Genomic DNA, 24,172 nt, shown 5'->3' on the forward strand with positions numbered 1-24,172 from the left:
GATGGGCTCCGCTCAGTCGCCAGCGAGTTTCCACTTGCCGCCGCTGATCTCCACCATCACGCGCGCACGCTGGTCGAGACCGGCGTGATCGTTCGCGCTCATGTTGAAGATGCCGTGTGCGGCAGGCAAATCTTTCGTGCTTTCGATCGCAGCGCGCAACGCTTCGCGGAACGCCGGCGTGCCGGGTTGTCCCTTCTTCAGTGCGATCGGAATTGCACGTTGCAACAGCAATCCTGCATCCCATGCATGACCGCCGAATGTCGATACAGAACCCGCGCCGTTAGCCGCTTCATACGCGCGCTTGTACGCGAGCGCGGACTTCTTCACGGGGTTCGAATCGGGCAATTGTTCGGCGACCAGCAGCGGTCCGGCGGGCAGATACGTGCCCTCGCAATCCTTGCCGCACACGCGCAGGAAGTCGTTATTGGCGACGCCGTGGGTCTGGTAGTACTTGCCCTTGTAGCCGCGCTCCCTGAGCGTTTTTTGCGGCAACGCTGCGGGCGTTCCCGCGCCGGCGATCAGCACGGCATCCGGGTTCTGCGACATCATCTTCAGCACTTGACCCGTAACCGACGCGTCGCTGCGTGCGAAGCGTTCGTTCGCGACAACCTTGATTTTCGCGAGCTCAGCGGCCTTGCCGAATTCCTTGAACCAGCTCTCGCCGTATGCATCGGCGAAGCCGATGAACGCGACCGTTTTCACGCCGTGATTCGACATGTGCTGCGCGATCGCGGTGGCCATCAGGATGTCGTTCTGCGGCGTCTTGAAGACCCACGCGCGCTTCGCATCCATCGGCTCGACGATGGTGGCCGCTGCGGCCATCGAGATCATCGGGGTTTGGGTTTCGGCGGCGACGTCGATCATGGCCAGCGAGTTCGGCACGACCGTCGAACCGATCAATGCGTCGACGTGATCTTCGCTGGTGAGCTTGCGTGCGTTCTTGACGGCCTGGGTGGAATCCGTTGCGTCGTCGAGCACGATGTAGTCGATCTTCTGCCCTGCGACTTCTTTCGGCAGCAGCGCAATGGTGTTCTTTTCCGGAATGCCCAGCGATGCTGCCGGCCCCGTCGCCGAGACCGTCACACCGATCTTCACGTCAGCGGCGGCGCTGCCGCTCCAAGCTGCCGTGACGCTTGCCGCGACACATGCCGCGCTGATCCAACGCAATGCCGACTTCATCCCCGCTCCTCTGCTGCCACGTAATTTGTGTTGATGTCTCTGCCTGCCTGACGATCGAATTCAGGTCAGTCGAATATACTTTTCATAAACCGACTCAGCGGTCGGTGAACGGCGAGTTTAGCGGACCAAACCGGCCTGCGGCAAGCGCTTTGCAAGGTTTTAAAACACGAAAAAACGTGACGCAACAGACAGAAAAACAGCCTGCTGGAAGGGATAACCGCAGAAATACGCGACAGAAGGAAAAACGTCCGCACAAATAAAAAACGCTGCTGGATATCAATCCAGCAGCGTTTTCGTCTTGGGCACTGAGTGCCTCATTGTCTCCTCGTTCTCCACCTGCTAAATTCGGTGCATCAGAACTGCATGAAGATTAACGATCTGGCGTTCTTCAGACAACTAGCATTTACCCTAGTGGTGCAGTAAAGCACTTTTTTGGGGCATGCCCGCGAAGCGAAAATCCGGTGAAATCGTTGCACGTGCAACGACTCCGAGTCGCCAAATGTACGCCATTTTGATGTGGCGTCAGAACAATTTCTTCCGTTCGCTTCGTTACCGAGCCTTCACGCCCGATGTTCTCACGCACGTAACGGCTTGACCCGCGCGACGATCTCTCCGACGATGCCGCGCCGGAACGCCAGCACGCACGCGATGAAAATAATGCCGGTCACGATCGTCGCGGATTCGCCCAGCGAGTTGAACCAGTCGACCCGCGTCACGCGCGCAAGCGCGCTGCCGATATCGCCGAGCCGGTCTTCAAGCGCGACGATCAACGCCGCGCCGACCAGTGGCCCGAACAGCGTGCCCATGCCGCCAACCAGCGTCATCAGCACGACCAGCCCCGACATGGTCCAGTACGCATCGCCGAGCGTTTCGAAGCCGAGCACCACCACCTTCAGCGAACCCGCAAGCCCCGCGAGTCCCGCCGACAAAATGAACGCAAGCAGTTTGAAGCGATCCGTGTCGTAGCCGAGCGAGATCGCACGCGGCTCGTTTTCCTTGATCGCAACCAGCACCTGGCCGAACGGCGAATGCACGATCCGCACGATCAAACCGAACGCGGCCACCATCACGACCAGCATGACGGCATACAGCGTCAGATCGGACGACAGATCGATTGCGCCGAACAGTTTGCCGCGCGGCACGCCTTGCAAACCGTCCTCGCCATGGGTGAACGGCGCCTGCAGGAACACGAAGTAGACCATCTGCGCGAGCGCGAGCGTGACCATCGCGAAGTAGATGCCCTGCCGGCGAATCGCGAACAGTCCGACCACCAGCCCGAGCAACGTCGCGGTCAGCGTGCCTGCAAGCACGCCGAGTTCCGGCGACACACCCATCGACTGGATGAAATAGCCGGTCACGTAGCCGGCCGACGCGAGAAACATCGCGTGTCCGAACGACAGCAGGCCCGTATAGCCGATCAACAGATTGAACGCCGCCGCAAACAGCGCGAAGCACAGCGTCTTCATCACGAACAACGGATAGATGCCGATAAACGGCGCCGCGATCAGAAAGACCAGCAGCAGCGCGTAGAGTAATTTTCTCTGCATCATTTTTCCTTGCCGAAAAGACCCGCCGGCCGAACCAGCAGCACGATCGCCATGATTACGAACACGACCGTCGCCGACGCCTCCGGATAGAACACGCGCGTCAGTCCTTCGATCACGCCGAGCAGCAGACCCGTCAGGATCGAGCCCATGATCGAGCCCATCCCGCCAATCACGACCACCGCGAAAACGGTGATGATCATCGGTTGGCCCATCAGCGGCGAAACCTGGATCACCGGCGCCGCCAGCACGCCCGCGAACGCCGCCAATGCCACGCCAAAGCCGTAGGTCAGCGTGATCATCAGCGGTACGTTGATACCGAACGCCTCGACGAGTTTCGGGTTTTCGGTGCCTGCGCGCAGATACGCGCCGAGCCGCGTTTTCTCGATCACGAACCACGTCGCGAAGCACACGATCAACGACGCGACCACGACCCACGCGCGATAGTTCGGCAGGAACATGAAGCCGAGATTGGTCGCGCCAGTCAACGCCTCCGGCACGTCATAAGGCTGCCCAGACGAACCGTAGATCGAGCGGAACACGCCTTCCACCACCAGCGTCAGACCGAACGTCAGCAACAGCCCGTACAGATGATCGAGCTTGTACAGCCAGCGCAGCATCGTGCGTTCGATCACCATGCCGAACACGCCGACGATCAGCGGCGCGATGAAGATCATCGCCCAGTACGGCAGATTGAAATACGACAGCCCCATCCACGTGAGCATGGCGCCGAGCATGAACAACGCGCCGTGCGCGAAGTTGATCACGTTGAGCAGGCCGAAGATCACCGCGAGCCCGAGGCTGAGGATCGCGTAGAACGAGCCGTTGACGAGCCCGAGCAGCAACTGGCTCAGCATCGCCGGGAGCGGAATGCCAAAGATATCCATCGAATCCGCCGTCAGATTGATTTCGGCGCAGCGATGCGTGACGGGCAGCCTACCCGCCGCCCGTCACGCATCGTCTGCGGACCGCTTACTTCCACAGCGCGCAGCGCGATTCCGCTTTGGTGCCGAACGCCTGTTCGCCCGGAATGGTCGCGGTGATCTTGTAGTAGTCCCACGGCTCTTTCGATTCCGACGGCTTCTTCACTTCCATCAGATACATGTCGTGAATCATGCTGCCGTCCTGACGGATATAGCCCTTCGCGTAGAAGTCGTCGATCTTCATCTTGTGCAGCTGCTCCATCACCTTGTCGCTGTCGGTCGTGCCGGCGGCCTGCACGGCCTTCAGATACGTGGTGACGGCAGAATAGTCCGCGGCGTGCAGACTGGTCGGCATCTTCTTCATCTTCGCGAAGTAACGCTGCGCCCACTTGCGGGTCGCGTCGTCCTTGTTCCAGTACCAGCTATCCGTGGCGACCAGGCCTTGCGTCGTTTCGAGTCCGAGGCTGTGGATGTCGGTCAGGAAGATCAGCAACGCGGCGATCTTCATCGACTTCTGGATGCCGAATTCCTTTGCGGCCTTGATCGAATTGATCGTGTCGCCGCCCGCATTCGCGAGACCGAGCACCTGCGCTTTCGACGATTGCGCCTGCAACAGGAACGACGAGAAATCCGACGCCGACAACGGATGACGCACCGCGCCGAGCACCTGTCCACCGTTTGCCTTGACCACGTCCGAGGTGTTCTTTTCGAGCGCCTTGCCGAATGCGTAATCGGCGGTCAGGAAGTACCACGTCTTGCCGCCCTGCTTCGTCACCGCAGAACCCGTGCCCTTCGCGAGCGCCATCGTGTCGTACGCGTAGTGAACCGTGTACGGCGTGCATTGCTCGTTGGTGAGGTTGTCCGCGCCTGCGCCGATGTTGATGTACGGAATCTTCTTTTCGCCCGCGACCTGATTGGTCGATAACGCCGTAGCCGAGTTCGTGCCGCCGATGATCGCGTTCACGCCGTCACGATCGATCCATTCGCGCGCGCGCGACGCGGCGATGTCGGCCTTGTTCTGGTGATCGGCGTAGACCAGTTCGATCGGCTTGCCGTTGACCTTGCCGCCGAAATCGGCGATCGCCATGCGGATCGCTTCGAGACCGCCCTGGCCGTCGATATCGGCATACAGACCGGACAGATCGGTGATGTAGCCGATCTTCACGGTCGCCCCGTCCGCGGCTTGCGCACTGCCCGCGGTGAACATTGCGCTTGCGGCGGCCGCGAAGCAGAGGGCCGACAATCTGGCGAATGTCTTCAGTTTCATGCGTGTCTCCTTGTTTCCATGCTTGTGGTTATCAGAGGCAATCGGGCGCTGCACTGGTCGCTATCACGAGATGACCCCGTTCCCGATCTCCGGTCGGGATGCGCCCGCCCCGCTTATACGCCGAGCAGGTCGTGCAGCACCGGCATCTTGCTTTCGAGTTCGCTCGCGCCGAAGTGCTCGACGATGCCACCGTGCTCCATCACGTAGAAGCGGTCGGCGAGCGGCGCAGCGAAACGAAAATTCTGTTCGACCATCACGATCGTGTATCCGCGCGCTTTGAGCGTGACGATCATCCGGGCCAGCGCCTGGACGATCACGGGCGCGAGACCTTCGGAGATTTCATCGAGCAGCAGCAGGTTCGCGCCCGTGCGCAGGATGCGCGCAACCGCGAGCATCTGCTGTTCGCCGCCGGAAAGACGCGTGCCCTGACTGGCGCGGCGCTCTTTCAGATTCGGGAACATCTCGTAGATTTCATCGATGGACATCATCAGCGAGCGGTCGCCGATCGGCGGCGGCAGCAGCAGGTTTTCCTCGCACGACAGGCTCGAAAAAATGCCGCGTTCTTCCGGGCAATAGCCGATTCCGCAATGCGCGATCTTGTGCGTCGGCAGGTCGATGGTTTCTTTTCCGGACACGCGGATCGAACCTGTCCGGCGTCCAGTGAGCCCCATGATCGCGCGCAAGGTCGTGGTGCGTCCCGCGCCGTTGCGGCCCAGCAGCGTGACCACTTCGCCGCGATTCACGCTCAGATCGACGCCATGCAAAATGTGCGATTCGCCGTACCACGCCTGCAGGCCGCTGATCGCGAGCGCAGGCTCGCCCGTCGCGCCGCTCACCTCGACGCTCTCGCGTTCCGCCAGAGTATTCATGCGTGCGCTCCGGCGAGGGCGGCGTCGGCGCTGCCCATGTAGGCCTGCATCACGAGCGGATTTTTCGACACTTCGGCGTAGCTGCCTTCGGCCAGTACTTCGCCGCGTTGCAGTACGGTGATCGTGTCGGAAATGCCGGCGATCACGTTCATGTTGTGTTCGACCATCAGGATCGTGCGACCGCTCGACACCTTCTTGATCAACGCGGTGACGCGATCGACGTCTTCGTGACCCATCCCTTGCGTCGGTTCGTCGAGCAGCATCAACTCGGGTTCCATCGCGAGCGTGGTGGCGATTTCGAGCGCGCGCTTGCGACCGTACGAAAGTTCGACGGTGTGCGTATCCGCGAAATCGGTCAGGCCTACTTGCGTCAGCAGATCCATCGCGCGGTCGTCGAGTTCACGCAACGTGCGCTCGCTTTTCCAGAAATGAAATGCTGTGCCGAGACTGCGTTGCAAGCCGACGCGAACGTTCTGCAATGCTGTCAGATGTGGAAATACAGCGGAAATCTGAAATGAACGGATGATGCCGCGCCGGGCGATTTGCGCCGGACGTTCGCGCGTGATGTCGAGACCGTTGAAGACGATTTGCCCGGCCGTCGGCACGAGAAATTTGGTGAGCAGATTGAAGCAGGTTGTTTTGCCTGCGCCGTTTGGGCCGATCAGTGCGTGGATCGAACCACGGCGTACGCGCAGGTTCACACCGTTGACGGCGATGAAGCCCTTGAACTCACGGGTCAGTCCGCGCGTTTCGAGAATCGTGTCGCCGAGAATCATGTTCCCTTCCATGCGAAGTGAGGCGAAACACTGCGATCTTCCGCGCGTGACACCTGCGCGACATTGGACGGTGGCACCCCCCGTGCCCGCCGTGGCGTGGTGCACCAATCCGGAGATCGTCCGGGGCGTGCCACGCAGCATGGATGCCATTGTCGCGCCAATGATGCAGCGCATTCATTGGGATTTGCACTTAGTGGCGAACGCGCGCGCGGCGTCGTACAGACGCGTTGCGCGCCCCTTTAGCGTGTCGCGCGACGTGTCACGTAACCGACACGGGCAATGTTGCGCGCGGCGTCGTGGTGCCGGCGGGCTGGTAGGTGCCGTCGATGCGCGCGCGACGATCTTCGCGAATCATGACGCTCGCGCGTTCGGCGATCATCAGCGTCGGCGAATTGGTGTTGCCCGACGTGATCAACGGCATCACCGATGCATCGACGACGCGCAGTCCGTCCACGCCGATCACCCGCAGCCGCGTATCGACGACGGCGGCGGGATCGTCGGCGGTGCCCATCCTGCAGGTGCCGACCGGATGAAAGATCGTCGTGCCGACCTTGCCCGCCGCCTGCTGAAGTTCTTCCTCGGTCTGGAATTCGACGCCCGGCAAAATTTCCTCGGGTCGATAGCGCGACAACGCTGGTGCAGCAGCGATGCGTCGCGTCAGCCGCAATGCGTTGGCTGCGACCTGGCGGTCGTAGTCGGTGGACAGATAGTTCGGCGCGATCAACGGTGCCGCATGCGGATCGTTCGATGCGATGTGAATGCTGCCGCGCGACGTCGGCCGCAGATGGCAGACCGATGCGGTGAATGCGTTGAAGCGATGCAGCGGTTCACCGAAACGATCGAGCGACAGCGGCTGCACGTGATATTCCAGATCGGGACGCGTCAGCGATCGATCGTCGGGATTCGATCTTGCGAACGCGCCGAGTTGCGACGGCGCCATCGACATCGGGCCGCTTTGCATCAGCACGTATTGCAGGCCGATCATCAGTTTTCCCCACCAATGCGCCGATGCCGTGTTCAGCGTGCGCACACCGTGGACCTTGTACGCCATTCGCAATTGCAGATGGTCTTGCAGGTTTTCGCCGACACCGCGCAGATCCTGCACGACATCGATGCCGAGTTTCTGCAGGCGCGCGCCATTCCCGATGCCGGACAGTTCGAGCAATTGCGGCGAGTTGACCGCACCCGAACTGAGGATGACTTCCGCTTTGGCTTTCGCGAAGTAGTCGGTGTTATCGCCGCGGAATTCGACGCCGACGCAGCGTCGTCCATCGAACACGACACGTTGCGTGAGCGCACCGGTGATGACCGTGAGGTTCGGGCGTTTCATCGCCGGTCGCAGGAAGGCTTTCGATGCGTTCCAGCGGATGCCGCGTTTCTGGTTGACGTCGAAATAGCCGACACCGGTGTTGTCACCGCGATTGAAGTCGTCGGTAGCGGGGATACCGGTTTGCTGTGCCGCTTGCGAGAACGTCTCGAGGATTTTCCATTTGAGGCGTTGCTTTTCGACGCGCCACGGTCCACCCGCGCCATGCGATTCCGATACGCCGCCGTGATGATCTTCGCTGCGTTTGAAGATCGGCAGCACGTTGGACCAGGACCATGATGGATCGTTGGTGATGCGGGCCCATTCGTCGTAGTCTTCGCGCTGGCCGCGCATATAGATCATGCCGTTGATCGACGAACTACCGCCGAGTACACGTCCGCGTGGATATGACAGTTGGCGGTTGTTGAGGCCCGGTTCCTGTTCGGTTTTGTAGAGCCAGTCAGTGCGGGGATTGCCGATGCAGTAGAGGTAGCCCACCGGCACGTGGATCCAGTGGTAGTCGTCTTTGCCACCCGCTTCGAGGAGCAGCACGGAGATGTCGGGGTCTTCGGTCAGGCGGTTTGCGAGTACGCAGCCGGCAGTGCCGGCGCCGATGATGATGTAGTCGTATTCGCCTTCGGGTTTTCTTGTTGAGGTGGTGGTCATTCTGGTTGTCTCCGGTTCGTGCTTTTGCTTTTTTTTCTTTGTTTCTTTCTGGCTGGCTGTTGGGGTTGGTGGTCTTGGCTTGTCGTGCGTGGCCTGTTTTCGCGGTGGTCCGCCTGGATCGTCCCTGTGCGGGACCGCACCTACTTTTCTTTGCTCGCGCAAAGAAAAGTAGGCAAAAGAAAGCGCGTTTACACCAACACTTCGTAGCGAGTGGCGTCCTTTCAGAACGGGTAGTGGACCGCGCACGATCTGAGTTGCCGCACCGCTTAAGCTAGTGACAAGGCAGTCATTCGTTCCGGCTGTTCGCTCCGCGACAGCCGTCGGGCACAGCCCCGTCTATTTCTCTCAGCGCTCTTCGCGCACTGCACTCCGTCCGTCACAACACCCATTTTCCTGGTATGCACCGTTCAGTTCTCCCTCGCAAAATTCCCAGCTACACAGAGCGTCGGAACCGTCGAAAAGCCCGACAGATACCGTAGCGCAACCGGGGTTTTGAAGTGGGCTACCGCCGCGCAGCGGGCGGGATGTGCCGGCGCGGACCACCAGGAAAAACGGACCGACCACTCCAAACGTGCGCGGTCCACTACCCGAAAATTACTAGACGCCACTCGCTACGAAGCGCGAGGTAAACGCGGCGGATTCAACCGGTCGTTGCAACCCCCAACGTTTCTGCCAGTTTTTCAGCAGGGTTCATAAATTGCAGGGTCTGGCGAGGCCGACCATTCAGGCGCGCGGCAACCTTGTTTAGCTCAGCCTGCGAATAGCCGTCCACCGGCACCCCCTTGGGGAAGTACTGACGCAGAAGACCGTTCGTGTTCTCGTTGCTGCCTCGCTGCCACGGACTTTGCGGATCGCAGAAATACACCTGTACGTCCGTGGCAATCGTGAATTTCTTGTGGCTCGCCATCTCTGTGCCGCGATCCCATGTCAGCGACCGGCGTAGTTCTGCCGGCAGTTTGTTCACCTGCTTTATCAGCGCGGACACCACACTTGCCGTATCTTTGCCTGCGACCTTGACCAGCATCACATAACGCGAGTGCCGCTCCACCAGTGTGGCGATATAGCTGTTACCCGAGCCGGCCAGAAGATCACCTTCCCAGTGACCCGGCACCGCCCGGTCCTCCGCCTCGGCCGGGCGTTCACTGATCGACACCGCCTCGCTTATCCTGCCTCTGCCCTGGCCGCTTGCCGAGGCAAGCTTCGCCTGACGCATCAGACGGTTCGTACGCAGATGGGCAACGAGTTCCTTCTTAAGGACACCTCGCGCCTGGATAAACAGGCTTCGGTAAATCGTTTCGTGAGATATCTGCATGTCCTTGTTGCCCCGGAACTCACGCCGCAGCCACCCTGCTATCTGTACAGGAGCCCATTGTAGTTTGAGCTTGGCTGCTACCAGCCGGCGAAGCCGGGCATTCTCCGACAGCACACACGCCTTGGGGCGCCGCGCCCGCTCCCATGCATTGGCATCGGCCTCGTGTGCACGATATCTGTGGCTGCCACCATTGCGCGCGACTTCCCGCGTAATGGTGGATGTCGAGCGCCCCAGTTGCAACGCGATCTGACACATTGACATGCCTGCAACCAAAGCTCGCGAGATCTCCTCGCGTTCGGCAAGTGTCAGCGACCGCGCTGATCGTGTGCGGGCGACCGGAGAAATTCCCCCAGTTTTACAGATGACCCGACAAACCCCGCTTGGGTGACGCCCGAGCATGCGCGCGATGGCACTCAGCGACTCTCCTGCGCGCCACATCTTCCAGATATCGCTCTTCTGCTGCGCGTTTAGCCAATGTTTCCTCTGTCGTTCCATGGTGCTCCACTCTCCGATTCCGTATTGGAACAGATGTGTTGCAACGACCGGTTGAATCCGCCGCGCTTTCTTTTGCCTACTTTTCTTTGCGCGAGCAAAGAAAAGTAGGTGCGGTCCCGCACAGGGACGATCCAGGCAAACCACCGCGAAACCGGGACAACCAACGCAACCCAACCCACACCAAGCCAAACCCAAACCCAAACCCTTACTTAGCCACCGGCATAACAAACTCCGCCCCCTTCCCAATACTATCCGGCCACCTCTGCATCACGCTCTTGTAGCGTGTATAAAACCGCACCCCCTCCTCCCCATAAGCATGGTGATCACCAAACAACGACCGCTTCCATCCACCAAACGAATGCCACGCCATCGGCACGGGAATCGGCACATTAATCCCCACCATCCCGATCTGAATCTGCCGCGCGAACGCCCTGGCCACGCCACCATCCGACGTAAAACACGCCACGCCATTAGCGAACTCATTCGCATTGATCAACTCAACAGCCGACGCGAAATCAGGCACCCTAACCACACACAGCACAGGCCCAAAAATCTCCTCGCGATAAATCGTCATGTCGGTGCGCACATCGTCGAACAAGGTGCCGCCCAGAAAGAACCCTTCTTCGTGTCCGTTCAAAGCAAAACCGCGTCCGTCGACCACCAGCTTCGCGCCGGCATCCACGCCCGCATCGATATATCCGACGACCTTCGACCGATGCGCTGCCGTCACCAACGGCCCCATCTCCGCATCCGCTTCCATCCCGTTCAATATCTTCAGTGCCTGCACGCGCGGCGTCAGTCGTTCGATCAGCTCGTCGGCAATATGCCCAACGGCAACTGCCACCGATATCGCCATGCATCGCTCGCCTGCCGATCCATACGCGGCGCCGATCAACGCATCGACGGCCTGATCGAGATCGGCATCGGGCATCACCACCAGATGATTCTTCGCGCCACCTAATGCCTGCACCCGCTTGCCGCGTTTCGTGCCTTCCGTATAGATGTATTCGGCAATCGGCGTCGATCCGACAAACGACAACGCACCGACGTCCGGATGCGCAAGCAATGCATCGACGGCCACCTTGTCGCCATGCACGACGTTGAACACGCCGTCGGGCAAACCGGCTTCCGTCAGCAACTCGGCCAACCGGTTCGACACCGACGGATCGCGCTCCGATGGCTTCAGCACGAACGTATTGCCGCACGCGATCGCAACCGGAAACATCCAGCACGGCACCATCATCGGAAAGTTGAACGGCGTAATGCCCGCGACTACGCCCAATGGCTGGCGCAAGTTCCAGTTATCGATGCCGCCGCCGATCTGATCGGTGAAATCGGTCTTCAACAGATTCGGAATGCCGCACGCAAATTCGACGATTTCGATGCCGCGCATCACCTCGCCCTTCGCATCCGAAAACACCTTGCCGTGCTCGCGCGTAATCAGCTCGGCGAGTTCGTCGTGATGACGGTCGAGCAATTCCTTGAACTTGAAGAGCACGCGCGCACGCTTGATCGGCGCGGTTTCGCTCCATGCAGGAAATGCGGCTTTTGCGGCCGCCACCGCGGTATCGACTTCGGCGACGCTCGCCAACGGCACGCGCGCCGATATCGAACCCAACGCAGGATTGAAAATGTCGCCGTACCGGTCGCTGGTGCCGTCCACCGCATGGCCGCCGATGTGATGGGTCAACGCCGCGACGCGCGCGCCGCGGTTGTCTGTCTCGCTCATGTTTATCCTCGTCTGATCAACGACTGGGCGGTCGTCCGCCTTGAGTCCAAGCGTAAGCGCGCTCACCCGAGCAAATCCAATGAGTAATGCTCAATTACGATATAAGCCGCGTTAATATCAGGATATGGACCTGACGCTGCTACGCGCATTCGTCACCGTCGCACACGAAGGCAATCTGACGCGTGCTGCGGTGCAACTTCATCTGACCCAACCGGCTGTCAGCCTGCAAATCAAACATTTGCAGGAGACGCTTGGCGTGACGCTATTCACGCGGACGTCGCACGGCCTTGCGTTGACGCGTGACGGCCAGGCGCTGCTGCCGCACGCGGAACGCGCGATCGGCGCAGCGGCCGATGTCGTGCGCGCGGCGGCGGCGCTGCGCCATGAGGTCCGCGGCCGCCTGCGCATCGGCACGATTCTCGATCCCGAATTTCTGCGGCTCGGCGGTTTTCTGAAGCAGCTCGTGGAGACATGGCCGCATATCGAAACGGCGCTGCGTCACGGTATGTCCGGCTGGGTACTCGAACAGATCCGCGCGGGCGAACTGGACGTCGGCTATTACATCGGTGCGCCGTCGGACGACGGGACGCGCGACGGCGCCGTGTTTCACGCGGTCACGCTGACGCGTTTCCAGTATCGCGTGCTCGCGCCGGCGGGCTGGAAGGATCGGGTGAAAGGCGCGCGCGACTGGCGTTCGCTGGCCGCATTGCCGTGGATCTGGACGCCGCCCGCATCGGCGCATAACCGGCTGTTGACGCGCTGTTTCGGTGAAGCGGGCGTGCGGCCGGTTATCGTCGCAGAAGTCGATCAGGAACCGTCGATGCTCGATCTGGTGAAATCGGGCGTCGGGCTGACGCTGGCACGCGACGCCACCGCCATCGCCGAAGCGCATGCGCACGCGTTGACCATCGTCGAAGGTATCACCGTGCCGACTCAACTGAGCTTCGTCACACTCGCCGCACGTCAGCAGGAACCGGCCATCGCGGCGGCCCTGAAGCTGATCGAACAGCAATGGACGATATGAGCGCGGCTCATGACAGCGGGCGCGTGCCGGCGTGCCCACGTCGCCGCGAGCGCCGTGTTTCACTCGTTCACAGTCGCGATGTCAGCAAAGCGTTCGCATAAGTTCACGCCGCCGTCGCACGGTTTTTGTTAGGCTCAGGGTTCGCGCGTCGTGCACGGCGCAATCGCATCCCGTAGCTTTTCGCTTCCTTCCGCTTGAGTTTTGTCTTCACGACGGCCATGTCGCAGCGCAGCATGTTGCGTCCCGGCCGTCGCTCCCGCTATCTCTCGACAGGAGCCTGACATGGCACGCAATATCGAAATCAAAGCCCGCGCGCAGCACTTCGACCTGCTGCGCGAACGCGCCGCACAATTGGCGCCGGACGCACCGCTGATCTTCCGCCAGCAGGACTTTTTCTACGACGTGCCGCGCGGACGCCTGAAGCTGCGCCAGTTCGACGACGGCACGCCCGCCGAACTGATCTTTTATCAACGCGACGAACTCGACGGCCCGAAGGTCTCGTACTACACGCGCAGCCCGGTGACGAACGCCGAAGCGATGCACGCGTTGCTCGCCACCGCGCTGACCACGCGCGGCATCGTGATGAAGGAACGGCAGGTATTTCTGGTCGGACGCACGCGGATTCACCTCGACCGCGTGGACGGCCTCGGCGATTTCATCGAACTGGAAGTGGTGCTCGGACAAGACGACGACGAGGCTGGCGGCGAAGCTGAAGCACACGCGATGTTCGCGAAACTCGGCGTGCCGGAATCGGATCTGGTTGCGCGCGCGTATGTGGATCTGCTGGACGCGGGCAACGCGCCGGAGCCGCTGCGCGCGGCCTGAGCGCGCGCCTCGAGCGGGTGATCCGCGAACTGCGGCGGGCGCTTTTTAGCTCGTCGCCGCGCCCGGGGACAGATGACCGAGCGGCAACGGTCCATTGCGCTTGAACGTCGTCAGTACGATGTTCGAGCGGACGCTGTCCACGCCCGGCACGCGCATCAGCTTCTTCATCACGAATTGCGACAGCGCGTTCAGGTCCGGCGCGACAATGCGCAACAGATAATCGGCGTCGCCGACCACCGCGTGACATTCGAGCACTTCGGGCAGCACGTCGATCTGCTGCTGAAACTGCTCGACGATCGAATCGCCGTGGTGCTTCAATTTCAGGCTGGTGAACGCGGTCACGCCGAGGCCGAGTTTTTCGGGCCGCAACACGACGCGATAACCGTCCACCACGCCGACCTGTTCGAGCCGTTGCAGCCGCCGACCAATCTGCGACGGCGACAACGGCACCTGTTCGCCGAGTTGCTGATGCGTGGCACGGCCGAAGCGCTGGAGCACCTCCAGAAGCGCGAGATCGAAGTGATCCAGTTCAAGCATGACGATTCTCCGCATTGATTCGTGTTTTGATGCACGATTATCGCATATAAGGCGTCGATAACGCCAACAATGCGCCCTTCCCGCGCGTCGCCCGCTCTACACTTGCATCATTGAAACGTCGCGAGCAGAGAGCGAATCATGGCAACACCTAACACCGCAAAACTGAAGGAGCAATTCGACGCCGGTCTGCAGACCCGCGCCGACTTCACGATCGACCAGCCGATGCATCGCTACGGCGCGGTCGATCACGCGGTGTGGAATCAGCTCTACACGCGTCAGACCGCGTTGCTGAAGGGTCGCGTGTGCGACGCGTTCCTCGAAGGCGTGGCGCGGCTGAACCTGTCGCCGGACCGCGTGCCGTCATTCGACGCAATCAACGCGCAACTGACGCCCGCGACCGGCTGGCAGATCGTCGCCGTTCCGGGTCTGGTGCCCGATCAGGTGTTTTTCGAGCATCTCGCGAATCGCCGGTTTCCGGTGACCTGGTGGATGCGCCGCCCCGACCAGCTCGATTACCTTCAGGAACCGGACTGCTTTCACGATCTGTTCGGTCACGTGCCGCTGCTGATCAATCCGGTGTTCGCCGACTACATGCACGCGTACGGCCGCGCCGCGCTCGCCGCCAACGATGCGGGCGCGCTGCCGCTGCTCGCCCGGCTCTACTGGTACACGGTCGAGTTCGGCCTGATCCGCGACGCGGACAGCGCGAACGGCGTGAAAATCTTCGGTGCGGGGATCGTGTCGAGCAAAGGCGAAACGCTGTACAGCCAGCAAAGCGATGCGCCGAACCGGATCGGCTTCGATCTCGAACGCGTGATGCAAACGCGCTACAGGATCGACACGTTCCAGAAAACCTACTTCGTGATCGACGATTTCAAGCAACTGTTCGATGTCGCCAATACCGACTTTGCGCCGTTGCTCGCCAGACTCGCCGACGCCCCCGCTTTCGCCGCGGGCGACATCCGCGAAGGCGACCGTGTCGTCACGCGCGGCACCGGCGAAGGCTGGCCCGACGACGCCGACGTCTGACACGCTGTATTCGCCGCGCGGTTCGCGCGCTCAGCGCCACCGCGCAAGACATGAAAAAATGGCGGGACTGACGCGCGCGGCGCGTCGCTCTCCCGAGGCTCATCGATGATCAACACACTCACTTCCGAAGAACGCACCATCCAGCTCGCGAATCTTCCCGGCTGGGCAACGGTCGCCGGGCGCGACGCGATTCAACGTCATCTGGAATTTGCGGATTTCAACGAAGCGTTCGGTTTCATCACGCGCGTGGCGATCAAGGCGCAACAGATGGACCATCATCCCGAGTGGTTCAACGTGTACAACAAGGTGGAGATCACCCTGTCCACGCACGAGGCCAACGGACTGACCGTACGGGATATCGAGCTGGCCGGTTTTATCGAATCGATCGCGGGCGGCACGCGCGAAACCTGAGCGGGAACACGCTGCTCAGGCCCACTGAAAGGGCTTTGCAGGCAAGAGGCGGCCCAATCCTTCATTTCTACAGGCCGTTCTTAAGGCGAACGTAAGTTTCCCAGGCCTGGCGTGCATTTGGCTCCAAACCTTCCCGCGTCAGCACGGTCTGACGCTGTACAATCATCTGCGCGTATGGCTTGGAGAGCGCACTTGCCTCCTTGCATAGCACGAGTTCGTCGCCGCTCGACGGTGAGCGGGCGCGCCAGAAGTTGATCGCGGCTTCCAGTTCGTGAATCGTGATGTCGGACATGACTTTCGTGGTCGCTCCGGGGCCGCGCTGACGTAGCCCGATCATCGCGGCGCGCACCTGTGCAACATCGGGCGAGGCGAACCGCGTGCCCCACTGCCTAACTTATTGTACTTGAGCGAATTCCATGCGACTCCTTCTGATCGAAGATGACCGCCCTATCGCACGCGGCATCCAAAGCAGCCTCGAACAAGCCGGCTTCACGGTCGACATGGTCCACGACGGCATTTTCGCCGAGCAGGCTCTCACGCAAAACCGCCACGAACTCGTGATCCTCGATCTGGGCTTGCCCGGCATCGACGGCATGACCTTGCTGTCGCGTTTCCGTCAGAGCAACCGCCACACGCCGGTCATCATCCTGACCGCGCGCGACGAACTGAACGACCGTGTCCAAGGCCTGAATTCCGGCGCCGACGACTACATGCTGAAGCCGTTCGAACCCGCTGAACTCGAAGCGCGTATCCGTGCCGTGATGCGCCGCAGCGGGCCGCATGGCGACATGCCGCGTCCGGAAGTATCGCTGGGTGGCGTACGTCTGTCGGGCGTCGATCGCCGCATCTTCAACGACGACAAACCGCTCGAACTGTCGCCGCGTGAATTCGCGGTGCTCGAAATGCTGCTGCTGCGTCATGGCCGCGTGGTCAGCAAGGCGCAACTGCAAGATCACCTGACGCACTTCGGCGGCGACCTCGGCGATACCGCAATCGAAGTCTACGTTCACCGCGTCCGTAAAAAGCTCGAAGCGTGCCGCGTCGAGATCGTGACGGTGCGTGGTTTCGGCTATCTGTTGCAGGAAATCCGCCAGGCCGCATAATTGGACCCATCGGTCCCATTTTTTCCGACCTGACGGCGCTGGGGCCGGCGTTTGCGCATCCTTCACGGATCCGCACCGCCGGCCCCAGCTATTTGCGGCGCGATTCGCCGCTCGTAATTCTTATCGCGCGCCTGTCGCGTCCGGCCATGCCCCAAACGGTCGCCACCAGCCTGCGTCGCTCGTTGCTGCGTCGCCTCGCTGCTCCCCTTTCCCTGCTCGCGCTGATGAGCGGCCTGATCGCCTATTGGCTCGCGTGGCAATACACGCAGCACGTCGTCGACCGTTCGCTGGCCGATCTGGCCACCGCGATCTCCAAGCAGATCCAGATCGCCGGTCCCGATGCGAACGTCACCGTGCCGCCGCTCGCGCAAGCCATGTTCTCCGACCCCGTCGAACATCTGGTCTACCGGATCAGCAATGGCGAAACCGAAATCGCCGGCGACCCGAAGCTGCCGCTGCGCGGTACCAGCGTCCGGCGCATGCACTACGCGTACGTATTCGAAACCGAACACGAAGGCGTGGCGGTGCGCGTCGCGCAGGTCCGCGTCGATCAGCCCACCGGCAACCCGATCGTCGTCGAAGTCGGCCAGCCGGTTCGGCACCGGTTCCGGATCGCCGCCGAATTCCTGGTCGCGATCATGATGCCGTTGCTGCTGCTGTTGCTGGCCGGCTGGGTCATCGTGTGGCGCGTGGTCAACCAGCAGTTGAATCCGCTCACCGACCTCGCGGATTCGTTGAACCGGCAAACCCACACGTCGCTGGAGCCGGTGGACGAGACGTTCGTGCCGGTCGAAATCCGGCCGCTGACGGGCGCGTTGAATGCGTTGCTGGGTCGTCTGAAAACCGCACTCGATGGTCAGCGCAAATTTATCGCAGACGCCGCGCACCAGTTGCGCACGCCGCTGACCGCAGTGAAGTTGCACGCGGAGCAAGCCCTCGTCTCGCGCGATCCACAGCAAACGCTCGCGGCCGTCCGCGAATTGCGCGCAGCCGCCGATCGCGCGGTGCGTCTGTCGAACCAGTTGCTGTCGTTGGCGCGGGCGGAACCTGGCGAACAGGCCGCGCGTTTCGTCGATGTGGATATGGCGGCGCTGGCTTTCGAAACCGGTGCGGAATGGGTGCCGCGCGCGCTCGCCGTGCACGTCGATCTCGGCTTCCAGCGTCTCGACGATCCCGCCAACGATCATCCGTTGACCGCGCGCGGCAATCCGGTGCTGCTGCACGAAGTGATCGCCAATCTGCTCGACAACGCGTTGAAGTACGTGCCGCCGTCGCGGCTCGATGGCGGACGCATTACCGTGACCGTTTCGAAAGCCGTCATCGACGAGATCCCGAACGCGGAAATCATCGTCGAAGATAACGGCCCGGGCGTTCCGGAGTCGCAGCAGCTCGAACTGTTCAAGCGCTTCTTCCGTGGCGACGGTCAGAGCGACGGCGGCGTCGATAGCGGCGCGGGCCTGGGTCTCGCGATCGTCCACGACATCATGGTGCTGCATCGCGGCAGCGTGCATTACGAAAACGCGCCCGAAGGCGGCGCACGTTTCATCGTGCGTATTCCGCTGTCCAACGCGCAGACGCCGCGCGCGAACCGCGACGTGCGCGATCTGCGTGATTCGCGTGACTTGCGTGAACCGCGCGAGCCGAAGCAGCCTGGCGTGCAGGCAAAAAAATCGGCGCAAGATGCGCCGATCGATATGTAAGCCAAGGTATTGTCGCCGGGCCGTCCCGACTCAGGAACGGTCCGCGCAACACGTCATTTGTTTTTCGCTTTCCTGGCCGATTTTTTGGCCGATTTCCCCGCCTTTTCCGCCTTGGCCTGTCCGGACTTTTTCTCGGGCGGCGCCAGCATCGTGCCGCGACACTTTCGCGCGCCACACCGGCATTCGTACTCTTTCTTCAGCTTCTTCGTCTGACGCGCATCGATGACAAGGCCGTAGTCGTAAAACAGCTCCTCGCCTTCGTCGATATCGCGCAACGCGTGCACGTACACGTGACCGTCGACTTCTTCCGCTTCGCAATTCGGCGCGCACGAGTGGTTGATCCAGCGCGCGCTGTTGCCGTCGATCTTGCCGTCGATCACATGACCGTCATCGAGCGCGAAATAGAACGTGTGATTCGGTTCATCAGGATTGTGAGGATGACGGCGTAACGCTTCCTTCCATGAAATCCGTTCGCCTTTGTATTCGATCAGGCGTTTGCCGGCAGCAATCGCTTCGACAGCAAACACGCCCTTGCCGTGCACGCCCGAACGGCGCACGACGATCCTGCGTGAACTCATTGACTGAATCCTTAAGAAGAACGGAAAAGAACCCGAAGACCCTGAACGACTTTGCCGCGCACATAGCAAACGCGGCGCCTTGCGGGCGCCGCGTGGGCTGCGACGCGGGTGCGCCACACATCCGGCATCGTACACGGTAGCGATGCGTTCGTTCAACCGTCAGGACGCATCGCCGCACTCATCCGTGCGGGGTTCCGTTCAACGCTGACCGAACGAAATATCGCCGAACAATGCCTTCTGTTCGCGCGGCTGCGAACGCCAGTATTGCGGCGGCGCTTCGACGGTTGCGCCGAGTTGCGCAGCCGCGTGCCACGGCCAGCGCGGGTTGTACAACAGCGCGCGGGCGAGCGCGATCAGATCGGCGTCGCCCGCTTCGATCAGTTGTTCCGCGTGCAGCGGATCGGTGATCAGACCGACCGCGATCGTGGTCAGTCCGGTAGCCGCTTTGACCGCGCGCGCGAACGGCACCTGATAGCCCGGTTCGAGCGGAATCTTCTGCAACGGCGACACGCCACCCGACGACACATCGATCCAGTCGCAACCGCGCTTTTTCAACTCGCCCGCGAACACCAGCGTGTCGTCGAGGGTCCAGCCGCCATCGACCCAATCGGTTGCGGACACGCGCACGCCGACCGGTTTGTCGGCGGGAAACGCGGCACGCACGATGTCGAAGATTTCGAGCGGAAAGCGCATCCGGTTTTCGATCGAGCCGCCGTATTCGTCGGTGCGCTGATTGGCGATCGGCGACAGGAACTGATGCAGCAGATAACCGTGCGCGCAATGCACTTCGAGTGCGTCGATGCCGAGTCGCGCCGCGCGTCGCGCCGACGCCGCGAACGCCTCGCGAATCCGGTTGAGGCCCGGCGTATCGAGCGCGAGCGGCGGCTCTTCACCGGCCTTGTGCGGCGCCGCCGACGGCGCATGCGGCAACCACCCGCCCGCCGACACCGGAATCAGCTGACCGCCTTCCCACGGCGCCTGGCTCGACGCCTTGCGACCCGCGTGCGACAACTGCATCGCGACACGAATATGCGAATGCTTGCGGATCGCGGCGAGCACCGGCACCAGCGCTTCTTCCGTGGCGTCGTCCCACAGACCGAGATCGCCCGGTGTGATGCGGCCGTCAGGTTCGACAGCGGTTGCCTCGATGCACAGCAGGCCGGCGCCCGACAACGCGAGGCCGCCGAGATGGATCATGTGCCATGCGGTCGCTTCGCCGCGCTCGGCCGAATACTGGCACATCGGCGAGACAACGATACGGTTTGGAAGCGTCACGCTGCGCAGCGTGAGCGGAGAAAATAGCGCGCTCATGGGTCTCGCCCTGGATGACGGAAAGAGCGAACGAGGATAGCACCGGGCCCGAAATGATGCTGGTAGCGCGCGCCACGCAGACGGCGCGGCACACGTTTTAATCGACGATTGTCAGCGGGTGTCGACGTGATCGAGCCATTCGCCGAATGCTGCACGTGCACAGGTTTCGAGCGACGGCGCCAGGCGTGCGGTATCGGCGCGCAATGCGCAAATATCGACACCGTGTTCGTCGAGTTCGGCAGCGTTCGCGATCAGCCACGGTTCGAAGCGATCGGCGCGAATCTCCGGATGACATTGCACGCCGAGCACGTGCGCGCCCCACGAAAACGCCTGGTTTTCGCAAGTGGGCGTGGCGGCCAGATGCGTCGCGCCGGGCGGCAGATCGAAGGTATCGCCGTGCCAGTGCAGCATCGACGTATTCGCGCCGTCGAGATGGTGCAACGGCGATGCGCGTCCGGCGTCGGTCAACGTGAGCGGCGACCAGCCGAGTTCCGTCTGCTTCGCGCGATACACGCGCGCGCCGAGCACGCGCGCGATCAACTGCGCGCCGAGGCAGATGCCGAGCGTCGGCAAGCCCGTGGCGATGCGTTTTTCGATCAGCGAAAGTAATGGCGCGAGCGTCGGATAACGGGCGTCGTCAGTCGCGGAAATCGGACCGCCGAGCACCACCATCAACGAGGCGGCAGCTGGGTCCGGCGCATCGACGCGGCCAAGCCCGACGTCGAGATAACGAACCAGTTGCCCGCGGTCACCGAGCACGCGTTCGAGACTGCCCAGATCTTCGAAGTGCACATGACGAATGGCCAGAACTTCGCGATTCATCGGCAGGCCCCGCAAATTGACACGCAGATTGACGGACAGGCGGCATCCCGTGCATTCGACAACCGGAATTCGACGCGCTGGACAGCCGGACGTCGGGCACCGAAATTCGGGCGCGACCGGCTTGCAGTGTAGCGGAACGTCGTCGACCGCGCGCAATACGCAGCCGACGACCGATCAACGCTGTAGACCCCTTCCTGATGCTTATTGCGCGAACACTTTCCAGACTTTCTTCTGCGTCGCGATGTCGGCCGTTTCGTGGACCGAGCAATCGAGGCGCACGTCGGTGTCCGCCATCTTCAGTTCGAGCAGCGCGCAGTGATGCGGCGTCTTTTTCGGATTCTTGCTCGGCTGGAAATGCGTGCAGGTCAGACACATCCGGTGCGGCGGAATCTGCTCTTGTGTTTCCAGCTGACGGATGGTCTTCAGCAGCGTGCGATAAAACGCCGATTGCTCGTCGTTCGGCAACGTGCCGACGGCCTTCGCGAGAAAATCAGGCCACGTGGCAGCGCGCTTTGCGGCGGTGCGGCCACGTGCGGTCAGACGAACCGCCAGTGCGCGACCATCGTCGAGTGCGCGACGCTTTTCGACCAGACCCTTGCCTTCGAGCGTGCTGACGGCATCGCTGGTGGTGGCTGCGGTGAGCGCCGTTTCGCGAGCAATTTCGCCCAGACGCATCGGGCCTTTGCGTTGCATCAGCAGCACGAGAATTTCGCCCTGCGTCGGCGTCAGGCCTGCGCCCTCCGCCCATTCCCATGCCTGGCTGCGCATTGCAGTACTCAGCCGCAACAGGCTGTGGGTAACTCGCCCGGTTGCCTGCTCTCCGTAAACGCCTTCGCTCATAATCTTTCGTTGGTTATTGACAGCTCGCGCTGCCTAGCCGGCCGTTCAGCGCCAATACGCCGCCGACCTTGTGGGGGAGCCAGTTCCATCGTGTGGAAAAGGCCAGTTCTACTCTCACGACAATTGATCGTCTTGCATGCAAACATACGCATGCGGCCATTCAAACGCCTTGCAACAGCCGGCATGCGCGCTGACTCAACGCATTGCCGGTGCGCCCTCGCCAAGGCGTGCAGCGACGAAAACCGACATTCTATGCGAGAGCGGGAAATCGTACAGCTTAGTTATCCCATTCAAGCTGTGGATAACCGGTGCAAAACTGGGTGAATTGAAGTGCTGTCCATTCTTTACGCCGGTTTGTAGCGATTCGTGCAGCCCGTTCGAGGTTCACGGCAACGCGCGTCGAAGCGCCGTCAATCCCCAGCCTTATGGTTTTCCTAGCACTTTGACTTTGCAAGGAATTATTCAGTTGTCCACAGGCGCATGCAACGCGCGATGCAGACCGCTATCCGTGTATACGTAATCTTTTGAAAAGAATTAAGGGCTACGAGCGAGAAAAAGAAAGATAAAAAAAACCCGCACAAGGCGGGTTGTTTCGACGCAGGTGATGCAAAACGCATGTGACGCCTATTTTTTGGGCAATCGTTCTCAATGCAGTGCGCTTGAGCAGGCTAAGCGCGCCGACGTCATGCGCGCCATTGCAGGCATTGCTGACGGACGGCTTCGTGCAGCGACTTTTCCTGATCGACGACACCGCGCAACCATGTCGCGTCGTTGACCTGACTACGCGCGATCGCGCCGATCTCCGCGAGCGCCTGACCCGATCCCAACGCGTCCGCGTGCGGCGCAATCCGGTCGAGCGTTTCGAGAATGTCTTCCGAAATGGTTTTGCGTTCGCCCGATTGGGGATCGATACACGTCCCGGCGAGGCCGAAACGGCACGCTTCGAAACGGTTGAACGTGTAGACGAGGTAATCGTCTTCTTTTGGCATCAGCGGTTTGTCGAGCAGCAGATGGCGAGCGAGCGTCTGGATGTAACACGCAATCGCGGCCGCGCGATCCACCGACAGCGGCGTATCCATCACGCGCACTTCGATCGTGCCGAAACCCGGCTTCGGACGGATGTCCCAGTAAAAATCTTTCATGCTGTTGACCACGCCCGTGTGAACCATCTTCGAAAAATATTCTTCGAAGCTGTCCCACGTCAAAACGAACGGCGCGCGTCCCGACAACGGAAAAGCAAACACCGAATTCAAACGCGCCGAATGAAAACCGGTATCGACGCCCTGCACGAACGGCGACGACGCCGACAACGCGATGAAGTGCGGAATGAAGCGCGACATCGAGTGCAGCAAAAACAGCGCGCTGTCCGAATCCGGACAACCGATGTGAACGTGCTGCCCGAACACCGTGAACTGCTTCGCGAGATAGCCGTACAACTCGGACAGATACTGAAAACGCGGCGTATCGACGATCTGCCGTTCGCTCCATTGCTGAAACGCGTGCGTGCCGCCGCCGCACAAGCCCACGTTAAGACGATCGGCGGCAGCGACCAGCGTGTCGCGGATCGCGCGAAGATCCGTGACGGCCTGCTCGTGCGTCGTGCAGATGCCAGTGGACAACTCGATCATGCTTTCGGTGATTTCCGGCGTGATATTGCCTGGAATCTCCTGGTCCTTGATCAACCGCATGAGATCGCTGCCGGCTTTGGTCAGATCGTAATCGTGTGTGTTGACGATCTGCATTTCGAGTTCGACGCCGAATGTGAACGGCTTCGAATCGATGAAGGGTTCGAGCGACATGGTGTCCCCTGATCGGTGTCGAGTCAGCGACGGGCATCGTGCGAAATTCGCCCAGCCGCTGCATCGATCGAAAATTAGCTGCGAAAGCTGCGCGACACTCGCCGCGCAAGCCCTGAAAAACCGTGCG

Annotated in this window: 22 protein-coding genes; 6 read left to right on the forward strand and 16 right to left on the reverse strand. The window is 61.3% G+C overall.

All coding sequences use genetic code 11. The annotated features are described in order from the left end of the window. Positions 1 to 12: 12 nt before the first annotated feature. From PW947_RS12710 to PW947_RS12750, 9 genes are all read right to left on the reverse strand, one after another. Positions 13 to 1,179: an ABC transporter substrate-binding protein gene (locus PW947_RS12710; protein ID WP_299632130.1), complete on the reverse strand. Its 1,167-nt coding sequence runs from the start codon at positions 1,177 to 1,179 to the stop codon at positions 13 to 15. Positions 1,180 to 1,754: 575 nt separating this feature from the next. Continuing rightward, positions 1,755 to 2,726: a branched-chain amino acid ABC transporter permease gene (locus tag PW947_RS12715; protein WP_299632131.1), complete on the reverse strand. Its 972-nt coding sequence runs from the start codon at positions 2,724 to 2,726 to the stop codon at positions 1,755 to 1,757. After that, positions 2,726 to 3,610 (reverse strand): branched-chain amino acid ABC transporter permease, encoded by an 885-nt coding sequence (locus tag PW947_RS12720; protein ID WP_299632132.1) that lies wholly within the window; start codon positions 3,608 to 3,610, stop codon positions 2,726 to 2,728. The genes PW947_RS12715 and PW947_RS12720 overlap by 1 nt, the downstream gene beginning before the upstream one ends. A gap of 85 nt (positions 3,611 to 3,695) precedes the next feature. Continuing rightward, positions 3,696 to 4,913, reverse strand: a complete 1,218-nt coding sequence (locus PW947_RS12725; protein ID WP_299632133.1) for an ABC transporter substrate-binding protein — start codon at positions 4,911 to 4,913, stop codon at positions 3,696 to 3,698. A 113-nt stretch (positions 4,914 to 5,026) separates the two neighbouring features. After that, positions 5,027 to 5,782, reverse strand: a complete 756-nt coding sequence (locus PW947_RS12730) for an ABC transporter ATP-binding protein (RefSeq protein WP_299632135.1) — start codon at positions 5,780 to 5,782, stop codon at positions 5,027 to 5,029. Further along, the gene (locus PW947_RS12735) at positions 5,779 to 6,558 is read right to left on the reverse strand and encodes an ABC transporter ATP-binding protein (protein ID WP_299632136.1); all 780 of its coding nucleotides are present in this window, start codon (positions 6,556 to 6,558) and stop codon (positions 5,779 to 5,781) included. The genes PW947_RS12730 and PW947_RS12735 overlap by 4 nt, the downstream gene beginning before the upstream one ends. Before the next feature lie 259 nt (positions 6,559 to 6,817). Then, on the reverse strand, positions 6,818 to 8,530 hold the full coding sequence (locus PW947_RS12740) for a choline dehydrogenase (protein WP_299632137.1): 1,713 nt from the start codon (positions 8,528 to 8,530) through the stop codon (positions 6,818 to 6,820). A 640-nt stretch (positions 8,531 to 9,170) separates the two neighbouring features. Continuing rightward, positions 9,171 to 10,337, reverse strand: a complete 1,167-nt coding sequence (locus PW947_RS12745; RefSeq protein WP_299632139.1) for an IS30 family transposase — start codon at positions 10,335 to 10,337, stop codon at positions 9,171 to 9,173. A 205-nt stretch (positions 10,338 to 10,542) separates the two neighbouring features. Then, positions 10,543 to 12,066, reverse strand: coding sequence for a CoA-acylating methylmalonate-semialdehyde dehydrogenase (locus PW947_RS12750; RefSeq protein WP_299632140.1), 1,524 nt, complete (start codon positions 12,064 to 12,066; stop codon positions 10,543 to 10,545). Positions 12,067 to 12,190: 124 nt separating this feature from the next. Here PW947_RS12750 and PW947_RS12755 point away from each other — a divergent pair, with 124 nt between their 5' ends. Together PW947_RS12755 and PW947_RS12760 are read left to right on the forward strand one after the other, a co-directional pair. Beyond that, positions 12,191 to 13,090 (forward strand): LysR family transcriptional regulator, encoded by a 900-nt coding sequence (locus tag PW947_RS12755; RefSeq protein WP_299632141.1) that lies wholly within the window; start codon positions 12,191 to 12,193, stop codon positions 13,088 to 13,090. Positions 13,091 to 13,372: 282 nt separating this feature from the next. After that, entirely contained in the window at positions 13,373 to 13,915 is a 543-nt protein-coding gene (locus tag PW947_RS12760) for a class IV adenylate cyclase (protein ID WP_299632142.1), read from the forward strand. A 45-nt stretch (positions 13,916 to 13,960) separates the two neighbouring features. Here PW947_RS12760 and PW947_RS12765 read toward each other — a convergent pair whose 3' ends face one another. Then, positions 13,961 to 14,452 (reverse strand): Lrp/AsnC family transcriptional regulator, encoded by a 492-nt coding sequence (locus PW947_RS12765; RefSeq protein WP_299632143.1) that lies wholly within the window; start codon positions 14,450 to 14,452, stop codon positions 13,961 to 13,963. A gap of 138 nt (positions 14,453 to 14,590) precedes the next feature. Between PW947_RS12765 and phhA the strand changes: the two genes are divergently transcribed. Next, a complete protein-coding gene (phhA, locus tag PW947_RS12770; RefSeq protein WP_299632144.1) occupies positions 14,591 to 15,481 on the forward strand; it encodes a phenylalanine 4-monooxygenase in 891 nt (296 codons plus the stop codon). Between the two features lie 105 nt (positions 15,482 to 15,586). Beyond that, entirely contained in the window at positions 15,587 to 15,892 is a 306-nt protein-coding gene (locus tag PW947_RS12775; protein ID WP_299632145.1) for a 4a-hydroxytetrahydrobiopterin dehydratase, read from the forward strand. Between the two features lie 67 nt (positions 15,893 to 15,959). Here PW947_RS12775 and PW947_RS12780 read toward each other — a convergent pair whose 3' ends face one another. Then, positions 15,960 to 16,184 carry a DUF3717 domain-containing protein gene (locus PW947_RS12780; RefSeq protein WP_299632146.1) on the reverse strand — a complete coding sequence of 75 codons (225 nt, stop codon included), beginning with the start codon at positions 16,182 to 16,184 and terminating at the stop codon, positions 15,960 to 15,962. 124 nt (positions 16,185 to 16,308) lie between these two features. Here PW947_RS12780 and PW947_RS12785 point away from each other — a divergent pair, with 124 nt between their 5' ends. Together PW947_RS12785 and PW947_RS12790 are read left to right on the forward strand one after the other, a co-directional pair. After that, positions 16,309 to 16,995, forward strand: a complete 687-nt coding sequence (locus PW947_RS12785; protein ID WP_299632148.1) for a response regulator transcription factor — start codon at positions 16,309 to 16,311, stop codon at positions 16,993 to 16,995. Positions 16,996 to 17,141: 146 nt separating this feature from the next. Then, complete coding sequence (locus tag PW947_RS12790; RefSeq protein ID WP_299632149.1) at positions 17,142 to 18,695, forward strand: sensor histidine kinase; 1,554 nt, start codon at positions 17,142 to 17,144, stop codon at positions 18,693 to 18,695. Positions 18,696 to 18,748: 53 nt separating this feature from the next. Here PW947_RS12790 and PW947_RS12795 read toward each other — a convergent pair whose 3' ends face one another. The 5 genes from PW947_RS12795 to PW947_RS12815 form a co-directional block, all read right to left on the reverse strand. Further along, entirely contained in the window at positions 18,749 to 19,273 is a 525-nt protein-coding gene (locus PW947_RS12795; protein WP_299632151.1) for an SET domain-containing protein-lysine N-methyltransferase, read from the reverse strand. 198 nt (positions 19,274 to 19,471) lie between these two features. Then, a complete protein-coding gene (locus PW947_RS12800; RefSeq protein WP_299632152.1) occupies positions 19,472 to 20,584 on the reverse strand; it encodes an NADH:flavin oxidoreductase/NADH oxidase in 1,113 nt (370 codons plus the stop codon). Positions 20,585 to 20,695: 111 nt separating this feature from the next. Further along, on the reverse strand, positions 20,696 to 21,406 hold the full coding sequence (locus PW947_RS12805; protein WP_299632153.1) for a glutamine amidotransferase: 711 nt from the start codon (positions 21,404 to 21,406) through the stop codon (positions 20,696 to 20,698). Positions 21,407 to 21,607: 201 nt separating this feature from the next. After that, on the reverse strand, positions 21,608 to 22,246 hold the full coding sequence (locus tag PW947_RS12810) for a MarR family winged helix-turn-helix transcriptional regulator (protein WP_299632154.1): 639 nt from the start codon (positions 22,244 to 22,246) through the stop codon (positions 21,608 to 21,610). 683 nt (positions 22,247 to 22,929) lie between these two features. After that, a complete protein-coding gene (locus PW947_RS12815; RefSeq protein WP_299632155.1) occupies positions 22,930 to 24,045 on the reverse strand; it encodes a YbdK family carboxylate-amine ligase in 1,116 nt (371 codons plus the stop codon). Between the last annotated feature and the right edge of the window lie 127 nt (positions 24,046 to 24,172).

The sequence above is a fragment of the Paraburkholderia sp. genome (genome assembly GCF_028283785.1).
GTDB lineage: Bacteria > Pseudomonadota > Gammaproteobacteria > Burkholderiales > Burkholderiaceae > Paraburkholderia.